This window comes from Aequorivita sp. H23M31 (genome assembly GCF_004022485.1).
Lineage (GTDB): Bacteria > Bacteroidota > Bacteroidia > Flavobacteriales > Flavobacteriaceae > Aequorivita > Aequorivita ciconiae.
On the sequence record NZ_CP034951.1, the window covers coordinates 409578 to 422529 of the forward strand.

General features: G+C 35.0%; 11 protein-coding genes. 10 read left to right on the forward strand and 1 reads right to left on the reverse strand.

Features of this window, described 5'->3' with window-relative positions; translation table 11 throughout:
- Window positions 1-189 precede the first annotated feature (189 nt).
- The 8 genes from hsdR (at window position 190) to EI546_RS01900 (ending at window position 9784) form a co-directional block, all read left to right on the forward strand.
- Window positions 190-2571 (forward strand): EcoAI/FtnUII family type I restriction enzme subunit R, encoded by a 2382-nt coding sequence (gene hsdR, locus EI546_RS01865; RefSeq protein ID WP_128248949.1) that lies wholly within the window; start codon window positions 190-192, stop codon window positions 2569-2571.
- A gap of 83 nt (window positions 2572-2654) precedes the next feature.
- Window positions 2655-2864 (forward strand): hypothetical protein, encoded by a 210-nt coding sequence (locus tag EI546_RS01870; protein ID WP_128248950.1) that lies wholly within the window; start codon window positions 2655-2657, stop codon window positions 2862-2864.
- Window positions 2851-3672: a KilA-N domain-containing protein gene (locus tag EI546_RS01875; protein ID WP_128248951.1), complete on the forward strand. Its 822-nt coding sequence runs from the start codon at window positions 2851-2853 to the stop codon at window positions 3670-3672. The genes EI546_RS01870 and EI546_RS01875 overlap by 14 nt, the downstream gene beginning before the upstream one ends.
- Window positions 3673-3839: 167 nt before the next feature.
- On the forward strand, window positions 3840-5273 hold the full coding sequence (locus tag EI546_RS01880; RefSeq protein ID WP_128248952.1) for a class I SAM-dependent DNA methyltransferase: 1434 nt from the start codon (window positions 3840-3842) through the stop codon (window positions 5271-5273).
- On the forward strand, window positions 5273-6622 hold the full coding sequence (locus EI546_RS01885) for a restriction endonuclease subunit S (protein ID WP_128248953.1): 1350 nt from the start codon (window positions 5273-5275) through the stop codon (window positions 6620-6622). Before EI546_RS01880 ends, EI546_RS01885 begins: the two co-directional genes overlap by 1 nt.
- 126 nt (window positions 6623-6748) lie before the next feature.
- Window positions 6749-7609: an SMODS-associated NUDIX domain-containing protein gene (locus tag EI546_RS01890; RefSeq protein WP_128248954.1), complete on the forward strand. Its 861-nt coding sequence runs from the start codon at window positions 6749-6751 to the stop codon at window positions 7607-7609.
- A 213-nt stretch (window positions 7610-7822) separates the two neighbouring features.
- A complete protein-coding gene (locus tag EI546_RS01895) occupies window positions 7823-9322 on the forward strand; it encodes a nucleotidyltransferase domain-containing protein (RefSeq protein ID WP_128248955.1) in 1500 nt (499 codons plus the stop codon).
- Between the two features lie 258 nt (window positions 9323-9580).
- Complete coding sequence (locus EI546_RS01900) at window positions 9581-9784, forward strand: hypothetical protein (RefSeq protein WP_128248956.1); 204 nt, start codon at window positions 9581-9583, stop codon at window positions 9782-9784.
- A gap of 276 nt (window positions 9785-10060) precedes the next feature.
- Here EI546_RS01900 and EI546_RS01905 read toward each other — a convergent pair whose 3' ends face one another.
- Window positions 10061-10903, reverse strand: a complete 843-nt coding sequence (locus EI546_RS01905; RefSeq protein ID WP_128248957.1) for a hypothetical protein — start codon at window positions 10901-10903, stop codon at window positions 10061-10063.
- 418 nt (window positions 10904-11321) lie between these two features.
- On the opposite strand from EI546_RS01905, the gene EI546_RS01910 reads away from it, so the two are divergent.
- Both EI546_RS01910 and EI546_RS01915 read left to right on the forward strand, forming a co-directional pair.
- A complete protein-coding gene (locus tag EI546_RS01910) occupies window positions 11322-11885 on the forward strand; it encodes an REP-associated tyrosine transposase (protein WP_128248958.1) in 564 nt (187 codons plus the stop codon).
- 245 nt (window positions 11886-12130) lie between these two features.
- Window positions 12131-12817 (forward strand): ankyrin repeat domain-containing protein, encoded by a 687-nt coding sequence (locus tag EI546_RS01915; RefSeq protein ID WP_128248959.1) that lies wholly within the window; start codon window positions 12131-12133, stop codon window positions 12815-12817.
- The last annotated feature ends 135 nt before the right edge of the window (window positions 12818-12952 follow it).

The following is a 12952-nucleotide window of genomic DNA, read 5'->3' on the forward strand; positions in this document are numbered from 1 at the left end:
TTGCCTTGGGTAGAGGGTAGGGTGGATGATCCTTGGCCAGTTAATTTTGGAATGAACTTATCATTTACAATTGTTAAAATACTCTTAATATAAATAGTATATTTGGAATGCTATATTTCATACAACTGAGGAATCCCGTAAGGATGGGAGGTTGCGATGGATTATATTTGAAGAATAACCAAATTTTCTATGAAGAAAAAAGACTTATCAGAATCTGACATAAAGGCGAAATTTATCACTCCTGCCATCTTGAAGGCCGGATGGGATGAGCATACGCAGTTGGGTCGCGAGATTTTCTTCACTGACGGTAGGATTTATGTGAAAGGGAAACTGACAGCAAGAGGAAAGCGCAAGTTTGCGGATTACATTTTATTTTATAAACCCAATGTTCCAATTGCGATAATTGAGGCAAAGGACAATAAACATTCCGTCAGAGGTGGCATTCAACAAGCACTTGGATATGGAAATACTTTAGATATTCCATTTGTCTTCAGCAGTAATGGAGATGGGTTTTATTTCCACGACAAAACAGCCGCCGATGGCGAAATAGAAAGAGAGATTACTTTAGATGAATTTCCAAGTCCTGAAGAGTTATGGGCCAAGTACAAAAGATATAGAGGAATAGAAGCTGAAGAAGTCCAAGAAATAATTTCCCAAGATTATTTTCAAGATGGTTCGGGCCGTTCGCCAAGATACTATCAACAAAATGCAGTAAACAGAACTATTGAAGCAGTTGCGAAAAAACAGCAACGAATTATCCTAGTGATGGCTACGGGAACAGGAAAAACATATACTGCGTTTCAGATAATATATAGACTTTGGAAAAGTGGTGCGAAAAAAAGGATTTTGTTTTTAGCAGATCGTACAGCATTAATTGACCAAACTGCAAGAGGAGATTTTAGACATTTCAGGGATGCTATGACTATTATAAAGCACAAGCAGATTGACACGGCATACAATGTTTATTTGGCACTGTATCAGGGGCTTTCAGATAGTTATGGAACAGATGCTTATAAACAATTTAGTCGTGAGTTTTTCGACTTGGTAATTATCGACGAGTGTCACAGAGGAAGTGCAAAGGAAGATAGCAAATGGAGGGAGATATTAGAATATTTTCATACCGCTACACATATTGGATTAACTGCTACCCCGAAGGAAACAACAGAAGTTTCTAGTACAGAATATTTTGGAGAGCCCATTTATACCTATTCCTTGAAACAGGGAATTGATGACGGGTTTTTAGCGCCTTACAAAGTAGTTAAAGTAACTTTGGACATTGATGCAGAAGGATGGCGACCGCCAAGAGGATTTTTAGATAAAGATGGCAATCCTGTGGAAGATAGGATTTACAATAGAACTGATTTTGATAAAAATATTGTTGTAGAAGAACGACGAAAAATAGTCGCTGCAAAAATCACGGAATTTCTAAAAGGATATGATCGATATGCAAAAAGCATTGTTTTCTGTATAGACATAGAACATGCCGAAGGAATGCGCACAGCCTTGGTTAATGCCAATGCAGATTTATTTGCTGAAAACAACAAATACATAATGCAAATTACAGGCGACAATCAAGACGGAAAACGAGAGTTGGACAACTTTATCAATCCCAGTGAAACGTATCCTGTTATTGCCACAACTTCTAAATTAATGACCACTGGTATTGATGCCCAAACTTGCAAATTAATTGTTTTGGATAGCAATATTGGCTCAATGACTGAATTCAAACAGATTATTGGCCGAGGTACAAGAATCAATGAAGAATATGGCAAGACTTACTTTACGATAATGGATTTTAGGAATGTCACCAATCTTTTTGCCGATCCTGATTTTGATGGAGATCCGGTAATGATAAAAATCGTTAGTGAAGATGATGACTTATCAGGAACAGAAGATGAAACAGATGATGCTCCAATTATTGACATAGATGGAGAAGAGGTTGAATTTCCTGAAACACCTGATTATCCTGAAATTGAAGGGGGTGGTGATATTGTAGAAGAACCAAGATCTAAAATACGTGTTGATGGAGTACAGGTTAAAATTGTAAATGAAAGAGTTCAGTATTTGGGTTCGGACGGAAAAATCATTACAGAATCATTAAAAGATTACACCAAAAACAGCATTACCAAACAATACAAAACCTTAGAATCTTTCTTAAACACTTGGAACAATGCGGATAAGAAAAAGGTCATTGTAAGAGAATTGGAAGATCAAGGAATCTTTTTTGAAGCGCTACAAGAAGAGGTAGGGAAGGAGTTTGATCCTTTTGATTTGATATGTCATGTAGCTTTTGAATCAAAACCATTGACAAGAAAGGAAAGAGCTGAAAATGTAAAGAAACGCAACTATTTCACCAAATATGGGGAGCAAGCCCAACTAGTATTAAACAGCCTATTGGATAAATATGCTCAAGATGGCTTAATGACCATAGGGAGCACAGAAGTATTAAAACTTGATCCATTAAATAAATTAGGCACTGCAATGGAGTTAGTAAAAGCCTTCGGTGGTAAACCGCAATATTTGCAAGCTTTAAAAGAATTAGAAGCACAATTATATAAAACAGGGGCGTAAATGGGGGGCAAAACATTATTATATACAACACTTCCGATGGGAAATCTGCGGTAAGTCTTCTTGCTAAAGATGGTAATATTTGGATGAATCAAAATGAGCTTGCAGAACTTTTTGACACCTCAAAGCAAAACATAGGGCAACACATATCTAATGTGCTAGAAGATAGTGAGTTGGTGGAAGGTTCAGTTGTAGAGTATTTCTTTACTACTGCCGCAGATGGCCAAGACTTCAAGGTTATATTTTATAGTTTAGATTACACCAAAAATTTTAGTAATTGTTATGGCGAAAAATAAAAAGATCAACGTTAAGGGAACTGAGATTAGCATCTTCGCTCAGAACGAAATGGATTTTATTAGCCTTACCGATATGACTGGAGGCTTTAAAGAGGGTAGTGGTTTGATAGGGAAATGGATTACCAATAAAAACACGTTGGAATATTTAGGAATTTGGGAGAAAATAAACAATCCCAATTTCAATTACCCCGAATTCGGGGTAATTGAGCAGGATGCAGGAGTCAACAGATTTATTATGTCTGTGGGTCAATGGGTTGAAAGAACTCAGGCAAAAGGAATGATAGTAAAAGCGGGTAGATATGGAGGCACGTATGCACATAAAGATATTGCATTCCATTTCGCAATGTGGCTCAGTCCGGAATTTCAGATTTATCTAATTAATGAATTCCAGCGTTTGAAAGAAGACGAAAATAATCGTCTCAAACTCGAATGGAATTTTCAACGAACATTAACCAAAGTAAACTATCGCATTCATACCGATGCAATTAAAGAAAATCTGATTCCAGAAACACTTAGTAAGGCCCAAATTTCAATGGTGTATGCCATTGAAGCCGATGTTTTGAATATGGCTCTTTTTGGAAAGACCGCCAAGCAATGGCGTGATGAAAATCCTGACAAAAAAGGAAATATTCGCGATGAAGCAACTATAGAACAGTTGGTGGTATTATCTAATATGGAAAGTACCAATGCCTTATTAATTCATCAGGGAATGGAACAGAGCGAAAGACTCATTCAATTGAACCAAATGGCCATTACTCAAATGAAGTCATTGTTAACTCATAACACTTCAATAAGGAAATTGAAATAAAAGAATGGAGAATAGAGAATAAAGAAGCTATTTCTATGAAATAAATGGAAGAAAGAGTAAAACAAAAGCATGAGGTATTTGATTAATTTTAAAAAACAGACGAATCTCAAAAAGAGGATCTGAACCAATTAGAATTTCTAGAAAAAATAATTAAAGACAAAAAATAAATGGCAAACGTAGGCGCTGTAATAAGCAGCATCAGAAATATAATGAGGCAAGACAGAGGAATCTCTGGCGATGCGCAACGATTGGAGCAATTGGGGTGGATGTTGTTTCTGAAAATTATTGATGACAAAGACCAAGAATTAGAAATACTGAAAGACAATTATGTTTCAGTAATTCCTGAGAAATTTCAATGGAGATCCTGGGCTACAGACATTGAAGGGATTACAGGCGATGAACTTTTGGAGTTTATTGACAGTAACGCACACGACAATAAAGGCTTGTTTGCGACACTTCGTGACCTAACAAGTATAACCAACCCAAAAAGAGCAGCGATTGTAAAGGAGGTTTTTGAAGGTTCCAATAATTATATGAAGTCAGGTTATGAAATGCGGAAGGTTATTAATAAACTGAATGAAGTTGACTTTAACAACTCGGAAGACAAGCACGTATTTGGAGATATTTATGAAAGTATTTTGGTGGAACTGCGGGATGCAGGCAACAAGGGTGAATATTATACACCAAGAGCTGTAACACAGTTAATGACTCAAATGATTGACCCGAAATTGGGTGAAAAAGTATTAGACCCAGCAGCTGGAACCGGTGGTTTCTTAACCGCGGCTATTGACCACGTAAGAGAAAACTATGTGCATACAGTAGCGGACGAACGAATATTACAACAAAGCATTACAGGATGGGAATTTAAACCTGTGGCTTATGTGTTGGGCTTAACCAATTTGATTTTGCACGAAATGGATATTCCCGACTACCATTATATGGATAGTTTAAAAAAGGAATACAACAGTATTGGCGCAAGAGACCGCGTAGATGTTATTTTGGCAAATCCACCCTTTGGAGCAAGCATTGCCGATGGCGTAGAAACCAACTTTCCTGCAACCTATCGTTGTAAAGAATCTGCGGATTTGTTTGTGATATTGATGTTGCAACTTTTAAAACCTAGAGGCCGTTGGGCCATTGTATTGCCAGATGGTTCTATTACAGGTGATGGCGTAAAAGCACGCATAAGGGAAAAATTATTGACCGATGCCAATTTACATACCATTATACGTTTGCCGAATTCAACATTTTTCCCTGCTACTGTAAGTACCAATTTATTGTTTTTTGAAAAAGGAAGTAAGACAAAGGATATATGGTATTACGAACATAAATTGCCCGAAGGTCAAAAATCTTATTCCAAAACCAAGCCCATTCAGTTTAATGAATTTGAGCCTATTATTGAATGGTGGAATGATAGAAAGGAAAATGATGTTGCTTGGAAAGTAAATGTAGATGATTTGAAAAATTGGGATTTGGATATTAAGAATCCTACGGTGGAGGTTGAGGAAGAAATACTAACTGTAAATGAAGTTTTGGATAGATTAAAAAGCTCATTTGAAAATCTAGCTGAAAATATTGATAAGTTAAAATTAGAATTATAATGAAGCTCGGAGATGTCTTAAAACTTAATAAAAAATCTTTAATAGATATTGAAGATAATCAGACTTATAAAATTTCAGGTGTTCAAAATTATGGTCAAGGCATAGTTATCAGACGTGAAGTTTTAGGCTATGAACTAAATATGAAAAAATATCAGTTGATTTCAAAGAATCAATTGATGTGGTGCAAAGTTGATACCAAAAACGGGGCTTTTGGATTAACTCATGATGAACATATTGGAAGTCTTGCATCTACAAATATGGCTTTAGCTGACATTAATGTCAATCTAGTTAATCCCGAATTTCTAGAAGTTCTATTTAGGCAAAAGACGTTTGCGGATTACATTACAAAATATTCTTCAGGGACTACCAACAGAAAATATCTAACACCAAAACAGTTATTTGAAAAAATAGAATTACCTAATCTGAATTTGTTTGAACAACAGGAATTCATTGCAAAGTTGAAAAGGATTGAAAAAATTGGTTTGGAATCCGAAATCCAAACCCAAAAAAAACTTTTATCCCAACTCAAACAATCAATTCTCCAAGAAGCTATACAAGGAAAGTTAACTGCAGATTGGCGAGCCCTTCAACAAGCTCAGGGACCACAAATCGAACCTGCAAGTGAGTTGCTAAAACGGATAAAAGCAGAAAAAGCCCAATTAATTAAAGACAAAAAAATCAAAAGGGAAAAAGCGCTTCCACCTATTTCAGAAAAAGAAACACCTTTTGAATTGCCTGATGGATGGTTATGGTGTAGGTTTGGTGAGTATTCTTTGTTCGAAAGGGGGAGGTTCTCTATAAGACCAAGAAATGATCCTTCATATTTTGATGGAAAAATTCCATTTATTCAAATTGGAAGTTTAAGTTTAAATGGTGATAGAATAAATTCCTTTAATCAAACCTTAAATGAAAGGGGGCTTAAGGTGTCTAAACTATTTCCAAAAAATACCGTTGTTATAGCCATTGTAGGGGGTACTATTGGTTATTTAGGTGTTTTAGGTAAAGATATGTGCTTCCCAGATAGTATTATTGGTATTAAACCAACTGAATTAACTTGTTCTAAATTTGTTTTACTCCAGCTAAGAGCTCAGCAAAAGACTATTAAGGAGCTTTCATACCAAATGTCAGGGCAACCAAATATTAAACTTCCAAATCTTACTAATTTGATAATTCCTCTTCCTCCACTTGAAGAACAAAAAGCAATCGTAGAAATAGTTGAGACTCTAATGCAAAAATGTCAAGCCTTAGAGCAAGAAATAAAAACTAGTGAAGCCAATGCTCAAATGCTTATGCAAGCGGTTTTAAAAGAGGCTTTTGAGGGTGAGAGGGAGGTTGTTGAGAATGTTTGAACCAATAGATTTTTTACTGGTTAATAAAGGTGGAAAGGTTATTATAAAATCAAAAAGGGCACGTTAGACTGAAAGAACAGTTTTGATTAAGATAACTTTCCTCAAAAAAAATAATTATATCATTCAATGAAGCGCTTTGTTTTAAAAATAGTAGTTGCGATAATCTTAATTATAACAGGTTATAATATAGACGAGACATTACGTCCTGAATTTATTGGAGGTGGATTTATTTTACTTATTACTATTTTGATCATTGATGGTTTCGATTTTTTTTATAAAAATAGAAGCAGGTTAAAATTAGTTCTTCACTCATTTTGGATAAGTCTATCCAGAAAATATATAAGATTTTCGATGTCGTATCAGTATTTAATTAAGGTTGGCGATAAGTATTTGTTGGTGCAAAATGCAAATCCTAATTGGAATTGGTATCAACATGTAGGAGGAAAGTACAAAAGATTACCAGAGACTCAGGAGGTGTTGAGGAAATTAGGGGCAACTGATGATTTAAAAATGAAAACAGGTGGATTAAAAAAGGGAGATTTAGCAGTTTTTGTACCTGCAAAAAATGCTTTAAAATTTCTCGATTGGTTCAATAGCGAGAAGAATCGAGAAATATCGCATTGGAGAGAGTTTTATGAGGAATTATTAGGAGGGAAAGCAGATAAACGTGTTTTGTCAAGAAAAAATTTTCCATACGTAAATTTTAGATTTTTAAAATCTTTTCAAACGCCTTTAAAAAGAGCTCCAATGGAAACTGGCTGGAATTGTTGGGAAATTTTACAATATGATGTTTTAGAATTGATCCCTAATGAGTCTCAACAGAAGGAATTGGAAGAATTATTATCGAAGGGTGATAATGATTATATCAAGTGGGCTAGTGCAAATATAATTGAAAAGTTAGGTTATAATGAAGACGAATTAGAATCGAAATATAAAATCGGACCCCACGCGAAATGGGTGTTAAACTTAAAATGGACTAAAGAATAATACATTATAACAATAAGCTATAATTGCTGAAGTAGTTCTATCCTATGTTGCATTTAAACAAAGTGGATTCACTATAAAATAATTGAGACAACAAATTGCAGTCAATTGAAAATGGATAAATTTAATAAAATATTAATTTCGAGTTTTGTAGAATTTAGGAACAATTGAATATAAGACACGGGTATATTTAAAACACAATAAAGAATTAGAATAATGAGTAATCAAATATTATTACAAATAGCGCAGTATTTAGATATATCCCCTACAGATTTTAAAATAGCCCAAGAACGATTTAATGCAGTTAAAAATTGGATTGAAAATGGAGTATATAAATCTGGTTATTCACCCTATGTTTATTTACAAGGCTCATTTAGGCTTGGCACAGTTGTAAGGCCTTATCATAAAGATAGAGATGGAAATTTTGATATTGATCAAGTGTGTGAATTGACAAAATACAGTGAATCAAAATCTTCAGAAATTCTAAAAAATGACATTGGAAATAGATTAAAAGAAAATATTGATTATAAAAGAATGTTAGATGTTGAAGGTAAAAGGTGTTGGACATTAAATTATGCCTCTGAAAATAACCGCCCAGGTTTTCATATTGATATTTTACCAGCTTTAAAAGCTGATGAAGGTTCAATACATAATATAGAAATAACACATAAGGAAAATAAAATTTATACTTGGTCTACAAGTAATCCTCAAGGTTATTATTTATGGTTTAAATCTAAAAATGCCTATTCTTCTGACTTTATAGAATCTCAAAGAAGCACTATTTTCAATGCTAACAAAGAATTGTATGAGAGACAAGAAAACGTTCCTAAGCAGCTCTTCAGGACCTCATTACAACGTGCAATTCAAATTATGAAAAGACATAGAGATGTCCATTTTGTATATAAGGATTTTAAACCTATATCAATAATTATTACAACTCTTGCAACACAAGTACATACACGAAATAATATTATTGAAATAATTAAGGAGTTTATAGACTATGTATTAAGTAGAAACGAATTTTTAATAAAGAATGGGTATTTAAGTAAAGATGACATACTGGATTATTCAAATTGTAAATGGTCGATACATAATCCTGTTGATTACTCTAGACCGGAGAGTGAAAAAGAAAATTTTGCTGACCGCTGGAATTTGGAGCCCGAATTAGCAAATTCTTTTTTTGAATGGGTGCAGCAATTAAAAAGGGATTTAAAAAGTTTTGAGAAAAGTGGGCTTTCTGATAATCTAAATTTAAAAACTAAATCTTTTGGTACAGGAGATAGAATAGATAAAATTTTAATAGAAGAAACAGAAAAGATATTAGAAAATGGGGTTGGTTTGTTTTCTTCTAATAATAGAGAACTACTTGATTTAATTCATCTAGGAATTGAAGGAAAAACAGAATGGGAACCAATAATAGAATTAGCTAAAAGTTACTATTCCAAAGCGGATGAAGGAGAAAGTAAAGATATAGCTAAAGTTAACTATTATCAAATCTTCAGACACAAAGGACATATATTTTCACAAGAAGCGAGAAATGATATAGAAGATGTTTTAAGAAGGAATAAAGATTCTTCCTCGTTCGTTCTTTGCTGTAATCTTCTATTAGGCTCTGCTACGCAAGACATGATAAAAAATTGTATGGCTGAATTTAATTATGAAAATATTTTAGAATGGCCAATTTTACGTTTGCATAAACTTCCCTTTTTGCTATAGGCCCTGCTAGTGCCCCGCTCCGCCCAATTGCATCGCGTGGTTTCCCAAGCTATAATGCAGTAACCTCTTTCACAAACACTTACTTTTATTCAACTTAGTATATGTCTTTTTGCCCGTAAGTAAACTAATCCGCTTTATGATCGAGTTGGAATGGAACGCAATACTCCCAAAGTCTCGGGAGCGCACCAGCAACGGGTTTCTCCGAGAATGTCATAAGGCTTTAAAAACAGAGTAACAGTAGCTTTAAAGGATATGAAGATGGAAGCCAACATAGGAAACTTATATAAGCATGTAGTCTTCTTGACCTCCATATTCCCTTATCGAAACTATAAAAACATTCAAATTCTTCAAAAAGTTGCAGCTTATATCGAGACGGAATTGAAGGAAATTGGTTTGACAACAACGAGACAACAATGGGAAGCTAAAGGGAATATATACGAAAACATTATCGCGCAATATTAACCCCATAAAACAAAACGCTTCATTATTGGCCCCCGCTCCCGCGCGATTGCATCGCGTGGTTTCCCAAGCATTAATGCGGTAACCGCTTTCACAAACACTTACCCTAATTTATCTTGGTATATATTTTTTTGTCCTAATTAAACTATTCCGCTTTATAGTTAAGCTGGTAAGGAACGCGATAAAATCGCGCACCAGCGGGGACTAGGACAATTAAAAATGAGGTTAGACTTTAAAAAGTTTAACCTCATTTTCTACTTCGTCGCTGAATACGGCCGTTTAATGCTTAAATTTTTCATTTACTTTCGGATATCGAATATAAAACTTATCTGGAGAGACATCTTTAAAATACTTTCTCTTAGTAACACTTTTCTCACCACAATATTCAGAGCCTTTAGATTCTATTATTTCTCCTTCAGGATAGTTGGTAACTTCTGTAACATAAAATTCATTTACAAACTTAATAGGTTCTGCTGACCGACCAACCGTATATGAAATTCTGTTACTAAATACTATTGGGCTATCTACTTTTGAGAAAGATTTAGTTTTAATCTGACTTTTTGTTGGATATTTAAATAGATCACAGTCTCTATAAAGTCTTTCGTTTATACTGTATTCTGAGATAAATTTAGATGTTTTTGCTGGTATGTGGAGTACGTTCTGCTCATAATACGCAGTTGAATATCCAGATGACGATACCTGTCCAGTGCTAGCGGAGGCTTCGATAATATTATTTTGAATAAGATTTAAATAATTAATTCCAGTTACACTTTTAGAAGTACTTATAGATTTTGAAGAAGTTGCTCCTGAACTTGCAGATTTGGTAAAAATTCTTTTTTTGTAATAATCGTGAGCAACTCCATTTACGATAAAAAAGCTTTCCTCTAGATTCACAAATATTTCTTCGTTAGTCTTATTGTAAAACTCAAATCCCACATCTCCACCGTCGCCCCATAAATTATATGACACCTTGCAATTATCATCTTCATATACTAAATTAGAATCCGTTGTTGTGAAATTGTCAATTGGTTTCGCTTTATAAACCTGATAATAAGTGGTGGTACAAGATGTTAACAATAGAGCGAAAAAGGCAAATGCAATTGTTTTTGTAATTGTTTTCATGGTTTTGATTGTTTAATATTAGAATTTAATTTTGGGTCATCATTTAGCGAAAAGTAATCGCTTATAAGGTTATTCGACAAACGTAATAGATTTATGACTGGGATCTTTACGGCTATCCGTAAGCTGCGGTTTTATTTGTTATACTGTTTTTGTTTTCTTAATCCCCACTCCCGCGCTCCCGAAGTCCCGGGAGCATCGCGTGGTTTCCCATGCTCTAATGCAGTAACCGCTTTCAATCACTTATCTTTATTTACTTCGGTATCCGATATTGTAGTATTCCATTAATTTAGTTGAGTCAGAAAGGAACGCGATGCTCCCGAAGATTAGGGGAGCGCACCAGCGGCGCAACTTAGTAAGCATTGCATGCCTTTCAGTATCTTTAAATTCTGAAATTCTAAAAAACAATTATCTTTAGAATATGAGTCGCAATTATAAATTTCATAATCCGGAAGGGCTTTATTTTGTGAGCTTTGCAGTTGTAGAATGGCTTGATGTTTTTACTCGCAATGAGTACAAGGATATTCTATTGCAAAGTCTTTCGTTTTGCCAAAAGGAGAAGGGAATGGAGATAATAGCGTGGTGTATTATGACGAACCATGTCCACTTGGTTTTTAGAAGTGTAAGGGGTCAGCATCCGTCGCTTCTATTAGGAGATTTTAAACGCTTTACTAGTAAAACAGTAGTAAAAGCTATACAAGAGAACCCAAGAGATAGTCGAAAGGAATTTCTATTGGAGCAATTTAAAAAAGCTGCGGCAAAATCATCCAATGTGAATGAATATCAGTTTTGGAGACACGATAATAAGCCTATTGAATTGTGGAGCAATAAAGTTATTTGGGAGAAGATCAGCTACGTTCACAATAATCCAGTAGAAGCCGGTTTGGTTTATAGAGCTCAAGATTATGTTTATAGCAGTGCTTCAGATTATGCAGATGAGAAGGGTTTATTGGATGATATTGTAGTATTCCGATATTATGGCTGAAAAGGAAATATGGCAATTAAAAAAGAATTGGACAGGGTACGCGATAAAATCGCGCACCAGCGGCGTGAAACAAATTCCTTGATGAGAGTACTTTGAATCTTCGTACCTTTTCAAACTTATAAAAACTAAACTTAACTTCCTCGTCTATAATAGGAAATGGTTATACGCTAGACGATATGAACATAAAACTTCATTATCTTCTAAAATTTCCCACCTCGTGCTGAAAATTAAATAATTCGTAAACTATGAAACCCATACGCTTTATTATACTCTGTATCGCTACCTTGAATGTTCTTAACGGATGCGCCCAAAAATCAACTAATACAAACAATAATATGAAAATGGAAATCTTTGAGGCCGCTAAAAACAACGATCTCGAAAAACTGCAAGACCTCTTGAACAAAGGGATTGAAATCGACGTGAGGGATTCAGAACAAAGAACGGCCTTGATGTGGGCCACCTACGAAAATAATGTGGAAGCAGCGAAACTGCTAATAAAAGCTGGAGCTAATGTAAATGCGCAGGATAATCGATTGGAAAGCCCAGTGCTACACTCAGGCGCATTAGGATATCTAGAAATTCTCAAGGCCTGTCTCGCTACCGGTAAAGTTGATCACATGATATTGAATCGATATGGTGGTACTGCACTTATTCCTGCCTGTGAAAGAGGGCATACGGAGGTTGTGCAGGAATTATTGAAAATAGATGACTATCCCATCGATCATATCAACAACCTGACCTGGACGGCTTTAATGGAAGCTATTGTTCTTGGTAACGGAGGTGAAACACATACGCACATTGTTCAGTTGTTGGTAAATGCAGGCTGTAATGTTAACATTCCGGATAAGGATGGCATTAGTCCGCTTCAGCACGCAAAAAAAAGTGGGTATAAGGAGATTAAAGCAATTTTAGAAAAGGCAGGGGCCAACTGAAATTTCATAAACTTATAAAAACATCTGCTTCCGCGCGATTGCATCGCGTGGGTCCTTACACTTCAAATTAATAACTCCTTTTTGAACACCAATCTTGCCCAATTTGTTGCCTGTCCCAATTCCCTTAAATTATCT